The sequence below is a fragment of the Lacihabitans sp. LS3-19 genome (assembly GCF_024343575.1).
Taxonomy (GTDB): Bacteria; Bacteroidota; Bacteroidia; order Cytophagales; family Spirosomataceae; genus Leadbetterella.
The window spans coordinates 344,354-362,120 of record NZ_RJUA01000001.1 but is presented as its reverse complement, the minus strand read 5'-3'; the positions used below and the strand labels follow the sequence as shown (position 1 = coordinate 362,120).

The following is a 17,767-nucleotide window of genomic DNA, read 5'->3' as shown; positions in this document are numbered from 1 at the left end:
AAAACGACCTTTTTATGTGTTAACCCGACAATACCATGAATTTTACCGACCAAAACATTTTCCTTCAAAAATATAAGTGCTGGTTTTTGAAAACAAAGCATAATATAAAAGGTTTAACATAGGAAATCAACAAACGTAACACCAGATAATGAAACGTCTCGAAGTCGAACAGTTTTTGCCAATTAGCCTTGAAAAAGCATGGGATTTTTTTTCGTCACCAAAAAATTTGAACGAAATTACGCCACCCGAGATGACCTTTCAAATCCTATATGACATACCTGAAAAGATGTACGAAGGTTTGATGATCAGTTATAAAGTATCTCCCATGCTCAACATTCCGCTAAACTGGGTTACTGAAATAACACATGTAAAGGAAAATGAGTTTTTTGTGGATGAGCAGCGTCTAGGACCCTACAATATTTGGCACCATGAGCATCATTTTAAGGCTGTAGAAGGCGGTGTATTAATGACTGACATATTGCACTACGATGTAGGCAAATGGATTTTCGGTTGGATAGCTGGTAAACTTTTTGTGGACGCTAAGGTGCGTGGGATTTTTACCTATAGGAAGGTTGTTTTGGAAAAGATGTTCCCGAAAGGTAAGTGATGTTTGAGGGGAAATGGGCATAGTAATGTTTGTGAGGACACAAACATTGGCATAGTGATGTTTGCTAGGACACAAACATTAGCTGGGTTGTTTGTGAGGACATAAACATTGGCATTATTTAAACGCCAAACCTAGCTCCTCTTTGTCGTCAAAATGGCTTTTTACTCCTTTTACATCTTGGTAGGTTTCGTGACCTTTACCCGCCACTAAAATTATATCTTGAGGACCTGCTAATGCAGCTGCTTGCTTTATTGCTTCTCTCCTATCTGTTACTTGATTTACTTTTCGTCTTTGGGTAATACTTACTCCTGCTTGCATATCTGCCAAAATATCCTCAGGTTCTTCATTTCGAGGATTATCCGATGTTAATATCACCACGTCAGAAAGTTCACAGGCTATTTTAGCCATTAACGGCCTTTTACCTTTGTCGCGGTTGCCTCCACAGCCTACCACCGTTATTATTTTTTGTTTTCCTTCTCTGAGGTCGTTGATTGTTTCCAATACATTTTGCAATGCATCTGGCGTGTGGGCATAGTCAACAATTCCTACTCGCTGATCTGGGGCCATTATCTGTTCAAACCTGCCTGGAGGTGGTTTTAGTTCCGACAAAATAGTTAGGACATTTTCAGAATTTTCTCCTAAAAGCATAGCTGTTCCATAAACTGCTAAAAGATTATATGCATTAAAATTACCTATTAATTTAAACCAAACTTCCTGTCCATTTACGTCCATTTGCAAACCAAATAGCCCACAATCCATTACTTTTCCCTTAAAATTCCCAATGTTTTTTAAAGAATATGAATTTTTAGAGGCCGCAGTGTTTTGCAACATCACTTTACCGTTTTTATCGTCAGCATTTGTAAGAGCAAACGCCGTTTTGGGCAACATATCAAAAAAACCTTTCTTGGCTTTTATGTAATTGTCAAAAGTGCCGTGGAAATCTAAATGGTCTTGCGTAATATTGGTAAAAATACCTCCTGCAAATGTTAAGCCTGAGATTCGTTGCATTTCTACTGCATGCGAACTCACCTCCATAAAAACATATACACAGCCCTTTCGGTACATTTCTGACATCAATTCATTGATTTTCACTGAATCAGGCGTGGTATGTGTTGAAGGAATTATATCATCTTCTATTTGATTTTGAACTGTAGAAAGCAAGCCACATTTATAACCAAGTTTACGGAAAAGATTGAATAGTAAAGTGGCTATTGATGTTTTTCCGTTGGTACCAGTAACACCTACAAGTGTCAGGTTTTTTGAAGGATTGCTATAAAAATTCCCTGCCGCTATCCCCATTGATTTGGCCGAATTTTCAACCAAAACATAGGTAATATTTTCAGATAAAACTTCTGGGAATCTTTCACAAAGTATTGCTATGGCACCCATTTCTATAGCTTTTTCAATGAAATTATGACCATCCACCTGTGTGCCGGGAATAGCTACAAAAAGAGTTCCTGCTTCTATTTTTCTAGAATCAAACTCGATTTTTAAAACGTTAATATCTGTTCTACCAGAAACCGACTTTAAAGGTATGTTGTATAATATTTCGCTTAGAAGCATCTTAAAAAAATTTCTGGTAAAGATAATTTAGGAAATTGGTTCGAAATAACAATTGGATGCAATTCTGTAAATATATTTGTTAAATTTGAAAATAATATTTTCCAAACAATTTTACGTTATTAAACCAAACTTTACCATAAAATATTAATGACAACCAAACTAGACAACAAAAACATTACACTTGTTACATCCATTTTGGCTTATTTTTCTAACTCTTTTATTGTCAATTTGCCTTATGTATTGGGAGATACGCTATATACTGACTTACAAATTCTCCCCGACAAAATTTTATTTTTTAACACCTTAGTGCTTGTAATACAATCATTGGGTATTCTCACAGGAGCCTTAGTATTTAGTTTTTGGGCAGATGTTAAAGGAAGGCTTTTTATCCTTTTTACTTCAATTTTCATATACTCCTTGGGTACATTTCTTGGAGGGTTTGTTACAAATATTAATACCTTTTTAGTTTTAAAATTCATTGTAGGATTTGGCTTAGCCCCAGAACTTGGAATAGGTATAGTATTAATAAGTGAAATATTCCCCAGATCAAAAAACAGCCTTTTTGTTGCTTTAATAGCTATTTTTGGATTTAGTGCAGTGTTAATATTAAGCATCTCGAGTAAATATTTCGATTGGAGAAATATTTATTTTGTTGCTGGCCTTGGGGGATTATTGATAATGTTGGCCCGATTTGCAACATTCGAATCAGACATTTTTTTAAAAATCAAAAAAGACAATGATGGTTTATCTAGCATTTTAAATACCTTAAAAAGTCGAAAATTTTATTTACTTCTGTTTGGCCTCTTACCCATTTATGTAATTACGGCGGGTTCTACATTTCTAACTTCGGAAATTTACCAAACCTATCAAGTATCTGTAAAAAAGGATTCGTTAGCAATATGCTTTGTCTTAGGTGCAATAAGTGGTTTTATATTGATACCTATTTTAACTAATTACTTCAAATCCCGAAGATTAATCTTCAAAATATGTTTTTTTTCACTCTTACTTATTAGTGTTTTTACCAGTTTTAATGGTTTTTTAGGCGAAAAAGGCCTTAATAGCGTACCTTATTTTTATATTATCGTAGTTCTTTATGGTTTATCGTCTGGCTATCTTTTCGAGTTTTTGATATTTGCAATTGAACAATTCGGTACCAATAAACGAGGAAGTGCAACAACTTTGCTTTTTTCTTTAGCCAGATCTTCTGTTTTTTTGTTTACCATTTTAATACCCAACCTCAATATCTATCTTTTCAAAAACTTTTTAAACACCTTACTTTTCATTGAAAGTATTGTATTCGTTTTTGCGATTTGGGCCATTTTCAAACTCGACGAAACATTTAACAAAGACCTCAATTTTATAGATTAAACGTCTGTCCATCTCCGTACTTTTTTGTCCATTTTCGGACGAAAAAATCTATTTATTTAATATTAAAACACTAATAATTAAACCTTTAAATTTTTGGCACAAAATTCGAATCTTCTATATTCAAAGAAAAAAACTATGATAGAACTTTCGAATGTCGGCAAATATTTCAAACAGGGTTTTGGGAAAGTATTTATTTTAAAAAATATAAATCTGAAGATAGAAGCGGGTGAGTTTGTGTCTATAATGGGACCATCGGGCTCGGGTAAATCTACGCTTTTGCATATTTTAGGTTTATTAGAAGAAGCCTCAGAAGGCACATATAACCTGTTAGAAGAAAACGTGACTTCTTTAACGGAAAAAAAGAAAACAGAAATTCATCGAAATACCATTGGTTTTGTATTTCAAGCTTATCATTTGATAGATGAGCTAACCGTTTACGAAAACATAGAAACGCCGCTACTTTACCAAAACATATCGTCATCAGAACGGAAAAGTCGTGTGGCAGATATCTTAGACAGATTTCAAATTGTCGCCAAAAAAGACCTTTTCCCAAATCAGCTCTCAGGTGGCCAGCAGCAGTTAGTTGGTATAGCTCGGGCATTGGTAGCACAGCCAAAAATCATTTTTGCTGACGAACCCACGGGCAATTTACACTCCGACCAAGCAGAGTATATTATGCAGGTCTTCAAAGAATTGAACCAGAAAGACGGTGTAACGATAGTGCAGGTGACCCACTCCAAAACCAACGCAGAATATGGAAATAGAGTCGTGAATTTGAAAGATGGATGGTTGGTCTGAAAATTTCTTTAAGTGTTAATTTTTACAATGTACAAACTATGAAAAAGCTATTTATAATTATTGGAGTTTTATTTGTTGGAAATCTCTCTGGGCAGACATTTACCTTAAAAAAATGCATTGAAGTTGCAAAAAGTAACAACCCTACTTACCAAAAAACGATTATAAACGCAGAAGTTGCAAATTCAAACCTTGCCTCTGCAAAAGCCAACAAGCTGCCTACGACTCAGGCTGTCTTGTCGCAAGGAATGAATTTTGGAAGGTCTATCGACCGTTTCTCCAACGACTACATTAATCAACTTTACAACTCGACTTATGGCGGACTACAAGTGAGTATGCCAGTTTTTAAGGGTTTTCAAAAACAATACTTGACAGAAAGTGCTCAAATTCTGCAAAATGCCGAAACCTATAATATTGAAACCGAAGGAAATAGGCTCTCTATTAATATTTTGAAGGCATATTTGGATGTTTTAGCCACACAAGAATTGTTAGAAGCAAGCAAAAAACAAGTAGAAAACTCAAGAACACAAATAGCAAAACAACAAAAAATGTTGGATGCTGGCACCTCTGGAAAACTCGAACTGATTCAGTTTAAAAACCAAGTAGCTGCTGATGAAGGAAGCCAAATAGATGCGGAATATAATCACCAAATTGCAAGATTGACTTTGTTTCAATTGATGAACATTAAACCGAATGAAAGTGTGGTTTTTGAACAAATAATTCCTTTTGAAATCGGGCAGGAAACAGTGTACAATGAAAGTAGCAATCCAGTAGAGTTTTTGCCAGAATATAAAAGCCTAAACCTTCAATCCAAAAGCTTTGAGAAACTAATAAAAGCCAATAAAGCGGAGAATTTTCCAGAAGTTAATCTTTACGGACAATATGCCACTTTTTATGCTTCTACCAATAGCGAAAGGAGTTTTTTCCAACAAGTAAATGATACAAGAAATGGCTCGTTTTCACTGAATATTGCGATTCCTATTTTCTCTAAATTTCAGAATTCTCCAAGAACGCAATTCTTAAATGTTCAGAAAAAAATGGTAGAAAACACTAAACAAATTAGCCAAAATACGCTAAATCAAGACATTGAAACTGCCAGATTACTATTAACTGCTTTTGGCGAACGCTATAAAAATGCAAGTAAGCAAGTAGAAATCAGCGAAGAAAACTTAAAGTATGTGGAACTTAGAATAGACGCAGGAACTATAAACCCAATAGAGTTTGCTTTAGCCCAAACCAATTTGGCACGGGCAAATGCCAACCAAATTCAGACAAAATTCAGGTGGATTTTGCAGAAAAAACTCCTTGGATATTATCAATCTGGAGAATTTGATTTTCTCTAAAACATGGGTTATTTTAAAAGCTTTCTTAGATTTACATAAATTTCTACCGCCTAATGCAAGATAAAAGTATTTTAATAGTGGACGACGACGTTGACATTCTCAATGCGGCGAAGCTATTGCTGAAGCGACATTTTAAATCTGTAGAAATAGAAAAAAACCCTGAGAAAATCCCATATTTACTCAACAATTTCAGCTTTGATATTATACTGCTCGACATGAACTTTAGTCGAGACGTAAACACCGGAAACGAAGGATTCTATTGGTTAGATTTTATTTTAGATAAAAACAAAAAACAAAAAATTATCCTCTTTACTGCCTTTGGTGATATTGAAATGGCCGTTAGGGCTATAAAAAACGGAGCTGCGGATTTTATTCTTAAACCTTGGGTAAATGACAAACTTTTAGAAACTCTCCGAAGTGTTTTTTCTAAAAGTGAAAACATAGAAAAACTCGAGGAAAAATCAGAAATAATAGGCGAATCTGACGAAATAAAAGTGGTTCTCGATTTAATAAAACAAGTTTCTGCTACAGATGCTAATATACTTATTTTAGGAGAAAATGGCACAGGTAAAGACTTGGTAGCTAGAGAAATTCACAAACAATCAAAACGAAAAGAGAAGACTTTTGTACATGCTGATTTGGGTTCAGTAAGTGAAAACTTGTTTGAGAGCGAACTCTTTGGGCATGTAAAAGGAGCGTTTACCGATGCTAGAGATGAACGCATAGGAAGATTTCAAGAAGCAGACAAAGGAACGATCTTCCTTGATGAAATAGGAAATGTGCCACTTACTTTGCAAAACAAACTCTTGTTTGCTATCCAAAACCGAAACGTGGTGAAAGTTGGCTCTAACAAACAGATTCCGTTTGATGCAAGACTAATATGTGCTACCAACGAGGCGATCTATGAAAAAGTAAACGAAAAAACTTTTAGACAAGACCTTCTTTTTAGAATCAACACCATAGAAATCAATTTGCCGCCTTTGCGAGAAAGAGGCTCAGATATTCTGCTTTTGGCAGAGCACTTCTTGGGAATTTATGCTAAAAAATACAACCGAAAAATTAAAAGAATTAGTGTGGCCTTGCAAAAAAAGTTAATGTCTTATCATTGGCCGGGCAATGTACGTGAGCTGCAACATGTAATAGAAAGAGCCGTAATAGTAACCCAAAGTCTACAACTGGCCGAAGAGGATTTTGTGATAAGAAAAACATCTACTGCAGAACCCCTTATAGTAGATTCTTATTACCTTGAAGACTTAGAAAAGCAACTGATAGTAAAGACTTTGAAGAAATTTAACGGTAATATCACTGATGCCTCGAAAGAGATGGGAATCAGCAGGCAGGCTTTGTACAGGAGAATCGAAAAGTTTAATTTATGAAAAACTTTAGCCTTGGTATTTCCTTTCGTATTTTTTTGATTCTGATTAATTCATTGGGATTTGCCTTTGCTTATTTAAAAAACAATATCCCACTTTGCATCATATTTGGACTGATTGGAATAATATTAGCGGCCAATTTATACAAATACGTTACTTCACTCAACCGCAAAATGAAGCGACTTTTTGAGTCTATCAAATACCAAGACTTCGCCATCACTTTCAAAGCTGACAACAAGCTTGGAGATAGTTTTAAAGATCTTAACAAAGACCTTAATGCCGTTATAAATAGTTTCAATCTTGTCAGAGCCGAGCGGGAAGCTACACTGCATTTTATCAATGCGATTATTCAACAAATAAACGTGGGAATACTCTCCTATGACACAGAAGGCAAAATTGAAATTAACAATCAGGCTGCCAGCAAACTATTAAAAATCTACCGACTAAAACACATAAATGATATTCAAAAAGAAAGTCAGGGAGTCTTTGAAGTAATTACTACCTTAAAACCCGGAGAATCAAAACTCTTAAGTTTGGCTGACAATGACCTTTCTTTTTCGATCACAGAGATACAAATGAGAGGTCGGAAAGTTCGCCTTTTGGCCATACACAATATCCGCTCTGAACTGCAAGTAAGAGAGTTAGAAGCTTGGCAAAACCTTACCAAAGTTCTTCGACACGAGATAATGAACTCCGTAACGCCGATTGTTTCGCTAGCCGAAACTATGAAAGACATTGTAGAAAACGAGATTTCTGCTCAAAACGAAAAGGAAGAAGATTCTATAAATGACCTCAAAGACGCATTGTTAACTGTTCAACGTCGTGGAAACGGAATTATGAAATTTGTTAATGCGTACCGAGAATTCACTTCGATTCCATTACCCAACAAAACGGTTACAAACGCCAGCGATTTATTCAAAACTTTGGAGGGAATCTTTACCGCAAAAGCCAATGAAAGTCAAATAAAAATCAGCTTTGAGGTCTTGAAAGATTTTGAAAGTATCATTGATCCTGACCAAATAGAACAAGTGTTGATTAACATTATTAAAAACGCTTTCGAAGTGAATTACAAAACTTCGGACCCCGAAATTACAGTAACAGCCGACTATGCTCAAGGTGTAAAAACCGTTTCAATTAGCGACAATGCAATAGGTGTGGAAAAAGAAGTCCAAGAAAAGATTTTCATACCGTTTTTCACCACAAAAAAAACGGGTTCAGGTATAGGGTTAAGTCTTTCCAGACAAATTATGCAACTAAACGGCGGAAATATTAATTACTTCCAAAACCAACCCTCAGGGTCTATATTTGTTTTGCAGTTTGGGTAAAATCTTTTTACATTTCTCAATGCGAACATATCCCCCACTAAACAAATAATCTTTTAAGTTTTAGAAAAAAAACAAAACTTCGTCATTACTTTTTTAAAGTAGTTTTTAACCAAAACTTACGCTTCACTGACATAATATTTTCCATTTACTCTAATTAAAAGCTTTACGGAATAGCTTTTTTCTGCTCTAATATTCTACCAATGAATAAAATCCGAACTTATTAAACTAGATCTGGACTTAAGTAAAAGACATAATTGAATTTTGCTCAATTTATTAGCAAAACATAGCAATATTTTTTAGCATTGGATTTTTAACATAAATTTGAACATCAATAAAGCACTTGTAAATACTTCAATACCAACGAGTAGCTTGCTTTCAATTAAAAACTTAAAATCTAATATCATGGCCAGAATTATTGTTCCCAAACACTTAGTAGAGTCAAATCATGAGATAACCTCTTTGCTAAAGAATCATTTCCCTAATTTATCTTCAGAAAATTCAAGATCGTTTAGTCATAATTTTTATGACACAAACAAAGATGATAATCAAACCTTGACACCGATATTAAGAAGGGTAAAGGGTACATTAAGCATCATGGGATTCGCTCGTTATTGAGCTAACCCATTCAATCTATTATTATATTTTTCAAACCTTCAGTAAATTATTACAATCAAAATCATGGCCAGAATAATCGTACCAAAGCATGTTGTGAAGTCAAACGGAGAAATTCCTGCACTTTTGAAAGCCCAGTTTCCTGATTTGTTGCCAATGAAAATAAAATCATACAGTCACTTTTATTTCGGCACTGTAAATCAAGGCAACCAAACACTGATGCCAGTTTTTCAAAGAGAAAATGGTACTTTAAGTATTAAGGGGTTTGTGTGAGCGTGCGAAATTTATAATCCTTAAATTTGGAATTTTGCAAAACTGACTATCATAAGAAATAAGCTCAATGTTTTCGCTTATAGCTTGAGCTATCAAAACCATATAAAATGGGTCTTTATGTGGAAAAACAGTAGTCCGAAAAGTTTCAAGGCGTTTCAAAGTTATTGGTAAACTTTCAAAAGCGTTATCTTTAAAAGTTTCTCCAAAGCTTTCTTCAAATTTTAACTTTCCAATCTTTTCTTTAATTGATATTTACTGGCGTCCGAATAAATAAAAAAAACTCAATATAACTATTTGAAAATTAAACCCTTACAGGGTTTTTAATTCAAGGGGGTCATTTTTATTATAATAAAATCACCCCTTCGGGGTTGTTGATTATCAATTGTTTATGAGTTAGAAATTCAATTTTCAATATTTAGTTGGATGCTAGTAATTGATATTTCAAAAAAACTAGCGACACTAACTAAAGTTGCGTTTTCAGCACCTGATATGATATTTTAATGCTCATTTTTAAGTTTTTCTAGTTTAGTCAACCACCAAAATAAAACATGGGTATCAATTAGTATTTTTCTCTTTTGGAAACATTACGCTATTAATAAACAATTCGTTTGCAGAAACCTCGGATTCTTCCCAATTACCAAGGATTTTGATTTTATCTTTTAATTTACCTGGTATCCTTTTTTGCTTTACTAAAGGAGTCAACTCTACAAGGGGTTGGTTATTGCGGGAAATTATTTTTTTTTCATCACTTAAGACCCTATTTATCAGTGCTAAAAGTTGACTTATGGCATCATGAACATTTACCGTTTCCATATTTTTGATTTCGTATAGTTAAGTTAGCTAATAACACAAATTATTTCCTCATTTAATATCGCTGATTGATTATGCTGATTTCCCCAAAACTCACTAACTTCATACTTCAATATTCAACCATAAAAAATGAAAAATACAAATACTCAAAATCGAAGGCGATTTCTAGCAAAGGCCGCCACTGCTTTAGGTGGTTTTATGATTGTTCCTCGCCATGTTTTAGGTGGCAAAAATGCTCTGGGCGAGCTTTACAAAGCTCCTAGTGATATTATTAATATGGGTTTTATTGGTACTGGAAAACAAGGCAAAGGTCTGGCAAATTCGTTTTTAAACACGGGCGAAATTCGTATAACAGCCATCAGCGAAGTTTACAAAGCCAAGGGGGAGCAAATGCTTGAAAGGATAAAAGGTGTCTATGACAAAAATACTGCATTAGGCACTTATTCAGACATTGCAGTTTACAATGACTACCGAGAACTACTTGCCAGAAAAAAAATAGATGCCGTGGTGATTGCTACACCAGACCATCAGCACGCAGTAATGGCTGTAAAAGCAGCGGAAGCAGGTAAAGATATTTATTGCGAAAAACCACTTGCACTTACGGTAAAAGAAGGCCGAGCTATGGTAAATGCTGCCAGAAAATACAAAAGGGTTTTTCAAACGGGAAGTATGCAACGCTCCTGGCCAGAGTTTCGTCAAGCAGCAGAATTGGTGCGAAATGGCTATATCGGAGATATAAAACATATTAAAGTTAATGTTGGTAAGCCACCAGTAAGATACAATTTGGCAGAAGAAACTATACCTGAAGGACTGGATTGGAAACGTTGGTTAGGACCAAACGAATACGTCCCCTTCAACGCTGAACTGGCTCCTCCACTGAGCAAAGATGTGTTTCCAAACTGGAGGCTTTATAAAGAATTTGGTGGTGGAATGGTGACCGACTGGGGAGCTCATATGTTTGACATAGTGCAATGGGCACTTGATATGGATGGTAGTGGACCGGTTTCACTAAGCCCACCAGATGGCAAAGAAGTAAAACATTTAACCATAAAATATGCCAATGGTATAACCATGACGCACGAACCTTGGGAATGGAACAATGCTATCCATTTTATGGGTTCGGAAGGAGAAATTAAAATCCAGCGAAAAAAAATCGAAACTAGCCCAGTCGAGTTAGCCACAAGGTTTATAGGAGAAACAGAAAAACACGTTTATAAAAGTGAAAATCACTATAAAGATTTCTTACAGGCAATGAGAGATAGAACCAAACCAATATGTGATGTTGAAATTGGCCACCGCACCTCATCTTTATGTAATATCGCCAATATTGCCTACGAACTTGGCCGTCCTTTGACTTGGAACCCTGAAAAGGAAATATTCAAAGGAGACAAAGAAGCGAACGCACTTTTAGGAAGGAAATTGAACGGAGAATGGGCTATCAAAATTTGACATTTTTGTATTCATAAAAGAAAATTGATTTTATTTTTCAAAGCAAATCATGGTAAACTCTGAAAATCCATTTGGGGTTTATCTTTTTTTATAGGCCTTTCGAAAGTTGTTTTTATCGTAGTAGTTTCATCAAAAAAGCCACAGTTTTTCAAAAAGAATGCATCTCCTTTTAGCCCACCAGCATAATCTTTGCGGTAAGCAATTCGTGCTGTAGCATCTGCCGAAAATGTGATTCTATTGATTTCAACCCAACCATTTTTGAGGTCGAAAACCCATTGGTTGCCGTATTCCGCTTCACGCTGAATATTTCCCGTTTCTGGCACAAAATTCTCTAGAAAAGAATAAAGTCCATTCAAATAACTATTGGTTTTGGGTCTTTTAAAACTGGCTATGAGTTGCCATTTGTTTTCTTCTGGAGCAAAAAAATAGGCCGAATAGGTCGTAAAATCATTTCCATCGGGTTTGGCACCTAACAAAAACTTATAGGTATTCTCGACTTTCCAGTTGTATTTCAAATAGCTCTGCCCACCAGCACCTTCGTTGCCAAACTCGCCAGTGTAAACATTTTGCCCTTTTTTGAGCAATCCTATTTTTTGGTCTTCGGGTATTTTACTTGGATCATCTGTTGTGAATGGGCTCCAGATTGAAAACAAAACCCTACGTTCGGTTTCAGAATTTACTTGCATACCGAAATACCCATTTTTAAATCCATTGGCCATATAATAGGAACCAATCACGTCATTGTTCTTAGGTACTTTGATTTCAGAATAAAACCATTCTATGTTTTCCAAGCCTTCTGTATTGTAATTGAGATGCACCGAAGGGCCGCGTCTACCCCAATAGAAGTAATTGCCTTCGTTGTTTTTTACAAAAGCCGTTTCAACATTTATAGCCGAACCACTTACCCCAATGGCTGATATTTGACCAAATGAAGATCCTTGTTTTTCTATTCCTTTTATTTCAATTTTTATATAGCCTGGGTCTTTTATTTCCCATTCTCCTGCCATTGTTTCAGGCATGTTAGCTGTTTGGATAATTTTATTTTCCCCAGCAATTCCAACCTGAATTTTACTTTTTTCACTTGTAAGAATTAATGAAACTTTCAAGTTACCAGCTTTAGAGACTTTTAAATATACTGTACATATTTGATTTTCTTTTGTCCAATTTTCTAACCCATTTTTGGTTATATCAGCCCCATTTGTAACCCAAGCATTGCCTCCAAAAGGTACGATATGTTTATTTTCATCATGCAAAACTACAGGAGAAACAAGGCTGGTGCAGCAAAAAACTATAAAACACAAGGATACTAAGATTGAAAAGCCTTTCATAAAATTTCTTTTAGCAGACACATTGTTTGTTACTGAAAATATTTTAGTCTAAAATTGCATAAAAAATACCAAACCAATGGCCTCCATATTCACAAAAATCATAAATGGCGAGATTCCTTGCCACAAAATAGCCGAAACAGAAGATTACTTTGCGTTCCTTGACGTGTTCCCTTGTGCACCTGGACATACTTTGGTAATTCCCAAAAAGGAAGTTGACTATATTTTTGATCTTTCGGATGAAATGTATTTAGGACTTATGGCATTCGCCAAATCTATTGAGCCAGCTATCCGGCAAGCTGTGCCTTGTAAGCGAGTGGGCATAGCTGTGATAGGCCTAGAAGTGCCACATGCACATGTGCATTTGATCCCCATGAACAGCATGAATGACATGAATTTCAATTCGAAAATCAAGATTTCACAAGAAGAGTTAGCTGAGATTGCTACTAAAATAAAGTCTTATTTATAATTCAGTTTTCTTGAAATCTAAATTGGTTTTGACTTTAAACTCCCACCAATATATAGCACCCAAAAATAAAAATGTGAGGAGCATGTGGTAAGGAACAGAATATACGAAATTGCTAATTTGGATTTTAGAACTTATAAATATCAAAGCCCCTGCAGCAATTAAATATACCATCACCGAAAGCATTTCATATGGAACTGGGTAATATTTTTGGCCAAAATAGTAACAAGCAGCTACCATTAAAAAGGATGAAATGGCGAAGGTAATCGCACAACCTAAATAACCCATGGTCGGAATCAAAAAGTAGTTAAGAGCCACTGTAACTATCATTGCTCCTACAGTAAGGTACGTGCCGTATTGGGTTTTGTCTGATAGTTTATACCAGATGGACATGTTGCCATAGACACCAATAAACAAATTGGCCAATAACAAAATGGGCACGATATAAACAGCAGACCGGTAGTTTTCACCTATCAATAATTGAATCCAGTCGAGGTTTAGACTAACGCCTACCCAAAGAGCTATACAGGCGATAGTAAACCATTTGGTGCTGAGAGCTATCAAATCTGGAGAGTTTTTGTCCCCCATTTTTGCAAAAAATAATGGGTCAGCAGCGTACCTGTAAGCCTGCACCACAAGGGTCATAAAAATAGAAAGCTTGTATACTTGAGCATAAATACTGAAAGCCACATCTGGATCTTCAAAACCTTGGTAAAACCCATAAGGAAGAAGGTCACGGAACATTAAGCGGTCGGCAGTTAGATTTACAGAACCCGCTAATCCCATAATCATCAAGGGATAAGCGTATTTTAATACGGGTTTTAGTTTTTCAAGATTAAAAACAAAACGAAATCCAACAAACTCTTTCCAAAGTAATCCAAGACAAATAAGACTGGCTACATAATTGGCCCAGATGATATAATCAGGCCCAACAGATGGCAAATAAAACATAGCTGCGTAAGATTTCAGCTCAGGTAAAAATGTGCCTTTGAGTATATTGTGGCAGAAAATAAGGTAGAAAACATTAAGGCCAATATTGATAAAAATCCAGGCTAGTTTGATGCTCACAAACTTTTTGGCTTTGTTTTGAGCTCGAAGTTTCACAAAAGCTATAGCAGCTACCGCATCTGCTGCCATTATGATGGCCAGCATTATTACAAGATGCTCATTGCCAGGAAATTTCAGATAGTTTACGATTGGTCCAGCAAAAAATATTATTATCGCCGCCAAGGCTATGCTTAAGACCAAAATAAAACTCAAAATGATGTTGAAATACTCCGATTGGTTCTCTTTTTTGGAGCCGTATCGGAAAAACGCCGTTTCCATCCCAAACGTGAAAAGGATGTTTAATGGAACTACCCAAGTGTATAATTGGGCGTTTTCTGTTAAGAGGCTTTGCTGCTCAAAAACTCTTGTGTGGACTATTACCAAGAGCCAGTTTAGTAAGCGGCCGACTATGCTACTCATGCCATAGAGAACGGTGTCGCCTGCTAATTTTTTAAATAAACTCATTTATCCAAATCAAAATTGAGTCGCAATGTTCCGAATTTTTGGTTAAGAATGCAAAAGAATAGGCGACTTTCGTTCTACTGTGATAAATAGCACTAACTCATGAAAGAAATTTTCATATTTTTGTCTATTCAAACCATAATAAAATGAAAAAAATATTTTCCCTGTTAGTCTTTAGTTTTATTTCACTTACAGTATTAGCACAGAAGGATTTCTATGAGCTTCGTGTTTATGAAATGAAATTTGGTTCGCCTGCCTCCGGTTTGCACAATTATCTCGAAAAGGCACTTTTTCCCGCCTTAAACCAACACGGGATAAAAAACATTGGAGCATTCGAAGAGTGGAGCCAAGACAATCCTTCGAAAATCTATGTTTTTATTCCTTTCGAAAGTATCATTCAATATGATGCTGTAAAAAAGGATCTTGCTGCAGATCAAGGTTTTGCTGCAAGCAGTGCTGAATATAATCAAATAACTACAGACAAGGCTCCTTTTAGCAGATACGAAACTTTTTTATTCAATGCTTTTTCGGGAATTCCGAGGCTATTAAAACCTGATGCAGGTTCGCAAGTTTTTGAGCTTAGAACTTATGAAGGCTACATAGAAGATGCTTATCTAAGAAAAGTAAAAATGTTTAACGATAGCGAGCTGCAGATTTTTAAAGAAACAGGATTGCATTCGGTGTTTTTTGGTGAGCGGATTGCTGGTGGACAAATGCCATGTTTGACTTATATGTTATCTTTCAAAGACATGGAAGAGCGTGATGCCAATTGGAAGAAATTTTCGGCTCATCCAGAATGGAAACGCATTGTTGGCTTACCTGAATATGCCAATACGGTTTCAAATATTCACCGTGTATTTTTGAAGCCCTTGAAGTATTCGCAGCTGTAAAAGTTTTTAAAATAGCATTCATTTTGAAAGCGGTCAGATTGGTTATCTGGCCGTTTTTTTTATGATGAAATTTTAGATATAATTTCAAAATAAAGTTTGAATCTGAATAATTGAAAGGACAAAAACAACTTTAATCCACCCCCATCACCTCACTCACACCACTAACTCCATTTTCATTAAAAGCTTCGATGGCAAAGTAATATTTCACGCCCACGTTTAGGGCTCTGATTTCTTTTTCGTTGGGTTCGTCAGCCCATATTTGGTAAGTTTGATAGAGTTTGTCTGGGGCTATTCCCCACAATATATTATAACCGACGGCTCCTTCTACTTTGTCCCATTTTACAAAGGCATTTCGCTCATCTGTATCTCTTTTAGCTTCTAAGTTTTTTGGCGTTTGGGGTGCTTTTCCGCCTCCATTACCAAATATTCTGATGTCACTTATTGCCAAATTGGGCATCGGAACGTGAATATTTTCAAACTTTATATATCTGGCTTTTATAGCTTTTGGAAGTTCGATATACGCATTGGGCCTGTCCCGTTTTTCGTTTGAATTATCCTCAATTTTAGTCCAGTTTTTTCCATCCAAAGAACTATAGATTTTGTATTGAATATAAACCTTTGGCAATGCCGAATCATAAATATCTGATTTGTAGTCTGTATAGTTTATTTGAAGGGCATTTACTGTGCAAGCCTTTTCTAGATCTATGGTAAGCCATTCTCCTTTTTTGTTTGTATTTGCTACCCAAAATGTCCTAGGGTTTTCGTCTGTCACCAAACTCGAGCCAAATTTTTCCTCTTTTTGTGAAGAAGAAAGTGTTGGCTTTTTATAAGAAAGCAACATCCAGCCAGTGAAAAGCTCGTCTTTGCTTGTCCATTTTTTTGTGGGCAACCTATGCGGAAAATCTGCAAAGCGAGTAATAGAGTGCATTTGTCCGTCACTGTCAAAATCGGTCGGCACCATCTCTATTCTGCGTTCGAAGTTCCAGTTTACGGCTATCCATGGCGTGCCCATGTTCCAGTAGTTGCCGAAATTGTCTTTGAAAGTACAGCCATGACCCATGCCCTGCATAAATCCACCCGGCTTGTACGAAATCGGGTTGTAGGGAGCGTAGGTAAATGGCCCAAGCGGATGGTCACCTACATAAGTGCCATTGGCGTACACGTTGTATTCGGTTCCAGGAGCACCATACTGTAGATAATATTTGCCATTGTGTTTGGTCATCCATGCACCTTCGGTAAAAGGCGTTATGTCTGATTTATGATCTTGACCGAATCTTTCCCAGCCATGATTTTTGGGGTCAAGATATATAAAAGGCTTATAGTCACCTTTATAGCTTAGTTTTTTGTCCTTATCAAGCTGAGAGCCAAACAACGGATAGGTATTAGATGAACCCCAATACATATACCATTCTTTCAAGTCTTCGTCGTAAAAAAGGGCGGGATCCCAAGGGCCTACATCTTTGGGCAATTGCGGTAGCCAACGATTGTAAAATTCTAGTTTGCCAGTTTTGGGCGTAGTGGTATAGAAAATAGGACGCTGCTGGAAAGTAGACTGAAAAAGAAACAATGTATCGTCTTTAGACCATGCCGCTGGAGCACACATGTCTTCCATTGGCCAGCGAGAGGGCTTTACATATCGCCAATCTGATAGGTCCTTGGAATGCCAATAGCCACCCTGAATGGTATGAAAAAGATAATATTCGCCTTGGTGATTTATAATAACTGGATCAGCTCCACTTCGGTAGGAAATTTTATCATTTACTTGTTCCCAATTGTACTGATAGTTGATATCCATAGGATTACAGTACGTTTTTTTTGGAGCAGCATTAGCGGCAGGAATATTCAATTGGGGCGATTGAGCACAAACAGTTGCACTAAAAAGCACAAGAAACAAAAGGTTTTTTTTCATATTTAAGGCAAAACTTCTTGCTAAAATACGAATGTTTTTAATAGAAAAGAAAAATGATGTGTGGAGTCTTATTTTGGAGTGTTTTAATTGAAAAACAATGGAATATATTATCTTCCGAAAAGCATTTCGAGGTACAAATAAGCAATTACA

15 protein-coding genes are annotated in these 17,767 nt (G+C 35.9%); 10 read left to right on the top strand and 5 right to left on the bottom strand.

The window, feature by feature from the left end; genetic code table 11:
- Nucleotides 1-148 precede the first annotated feature (148 nt).
- A complete protein-coding gene (locus EGI22_RS01410; protein WP_255065848.1) occupies nucleotides 149-607 on the top strand; it encodes an SRPBCC family protein in 459 nt (152 codons plus the stop codon).
- A 114-nt stretch (nucleotides 608-721) separates the two neighbouring features.
- On the opposite strand, the gene EGI22_RS01405 is transcribed toward EGI22_RS01410, so the two are convergent.
- Nucleotides 722-2,170, bottom strand: a complete 1,449-nt coding sequence (locus EGI22_RS01405; RefSeq protein WP_255065847.1) for a UDP-N-acetylmuramoyl-L-alanyl-D-glutamate--2,6-diaminopimelate ligase — start codon at nucleotides 2,168-2,170, stop codon at nucleotides 722-724.
- A 147-nt stretch (nucleotides 2,171-2,317) separates the two neighbouring features.
- On the opposite strand from EGI22_RS01405, the gene EGI22_RS01400 reads away from it, so the two are divergent.
- The 6 genes from EGI22_RS01400 (at nucleotide 2,318) to EGI22_RS01375 (ending at nucleotide 9,259) form a co-directional block, all read left to right on the top strand.
- Nucleotides 2,318-3,538 (top strand): MFS transporter, encoded by a 1,221-nt coding sequence (locus EGI22_RS01400; protein WP_255065846.1) that lies wholly within the window; start codon nucleotides 2,318-2,320, stop codon nucleotides 3,536-3,538.
- Between the two features lie 135 nt (nucleotides 3,539-3,673).
- Entirely contained in the window at nucleotides 3,674-4,336 is a 663-nt protein-coding gene (locus tag EGI22_RS01395; RefSeq protein WP_255065845.1) for an ABC transporter ATP-binding protein, read from the top strand.
- Nucleotides 4,337-4,374: 38 nt separating this feature from the next.
- Nucleotides 4,375-5,676 (top strand): TolC family protein, encoded by a 1,302-nt coding sequence (locus EGI22_RS01390; RefSeq protein WP_255065844.1) that lies wholly within the window; start codon nucleotides 4,375-4,377, stop codon nucleotides 5,674-5,676.
- Nucleotides 5,677-5,729: 53 nt separating this feature from the next.
- Complete coding sequence (locus EGI22_RS01385) at nucleotides 5,730-7,052, top strand: sigma-54 dependent transcriptional regulator (RefSeq protein WP_255065843.1); 1,323 nt, start codon at nucleotides 5,730-5,732, stop codon at nucleotides 7,050-7,052.
- Nucleotides 7,049-8,374 carry a PAS domain-containing sensor histidine kinase gene (locus tag EGI22_RS01380; RefSeq protein WP_255065842.1) on the top strand — a complete coding sequence of 442 codons (1,326 nt, stop codon included), beginning with the start codon at nucleotides 7,049-7,051 and terminating at the stop codon, nucleotides 8,372-8,374. The genes EGI22_RS01385 and EGI22_RS01380 overlap by 4 nt, the downstream gene beginning before the upstream one ends.
- Before the next feature lie 678 nt (nucleotides 8,375-9,052).
- Nucleotides 9,053-9,259, top strand: coding sequence for a hypothetical protein (locus EGI22_RS01375; RefSeq protein ID WP_255065841.1), 207 nt, complete (start codon nucleotides 9,053-9,055; stop codon nucleotides 9,257-9,259).
- 555 nt (nucleotides 9,260-9,814) lie between these two features.
- Here EGI22_RS01375 and EGI22_RS01370 read toward each other — a convergent pair.
- Complete coding sequence (locus EGI22_RS01370; protein WP_255065840.1) at nucleotides 9,815-10,072, bottom strand: type II toxin-antitoxin system Phd/YefM family antitoxin; 258 nt, start codon at nucleotides 10,070-10,072, stop codon at nucleotides 9,815-9,817.
- 126 nt (nucleotides 10,073-10,198) lie between these two features.
- On the opposite strand from EGI22_RS01370, the gene EGI22_RS01365 reads away from it, so the two are divergent.
- Complete coding sequence (locus EGI22_RS01365; protein ID WP_255065838.1) at nucleotides 10,199-11,518, top strand: Gfo/Idh/MocA family protein; 1,320 nt, start codon at nucleotides 10,199-10,201, stop codon at nucleotides 11,516-11,518.
- A 47-nt stretch (nucleotides 11,519-11,565) separates the two neighbouring features.
- On the opposite strand, the gene EGI22_RS01360 is transcribed toward EGI22_RS01365, so the two are convergent.
- The gene (locus EGI22_RS01360; RefSeq protein WP_255065837.1) at nucleotides 11,566-12,846 is read right to left on the bottom strand and encodes a DUF3472 domain-containing protein; all 1,281 of its coding nucleotides are present in this window, start codon (nucleotides 12,844-12,846) and stop codon (nucleotides 11,566-11,568) included.
- Nucleotides 12,847-12,922: 76 nt separating this feature from the next.
- On the opposite strand from EGI22_RS01360, the gene EGI22_RS01355 reads away from it, so the two are divergent.
- Nucleotides 12,923-13,312: an HIT family protein gene (locus EGI22_RS01355; protein WP_255065836.1), complete on the top strand. Its 390-nt coding sequence runs from the start codon at nucleotides 12,923-12,925 to the stop codon at nucleotides 13,310-13,312.
- Here the strand turns inward: EGI22_RS01355 and EGI22_RS01350 are convergent.
- Entirely contained in the window at nucleotides 13,307-14,821 is a 1,515-nt protein-coding gene (locus tag EGI22_RS01350; protein ID WP_255065835.1) for an oligosaccharide flippase family protein, read from the bottom strand. The two genes, EGI22_RS01355 and EGI22_RS01350, sit on opposite strands and share 6 nt — an antisense overlap.
- A gap of 143 nt (nucleotides 14,822-14,964) precedes the next feature.
- Here EGI22_RS01350 and EGI22_RS01345 point away from each other — a divergent pair, with 143 nt between their 5' ends.
- Nucleotides 14,965-15,708, top strand: coding sequence for an NIPSNAP family protein (locus tag EGI22_RS01345; protein WP_255065834.1), 744 nt, complete (start codon nucleotides 14,965-14,967; stop codon nucleotides 15,706-15,708).
- A gap of 130 nt (nucleotides 15,709-15,838) precedes the next feature.
- Here the strand turns inward: EGI22_RS01345 and EGI22_RS01340 are convergent, their stop codons facing one another.
- Nucleotides 15,839-17,617, bottom strand: coding sequence for a family 43 glycosylhydrolase (locus tag EGI22_RS01340; RefSeq protein WP_255065833.1), 1,779 nt, complete (start codon nucleotides 17,615-17,617; stop codon nucleotides 15,839-15,841).
- Nucleotides 17,618-17,767 lie beyond the last annotated feature (150 nt).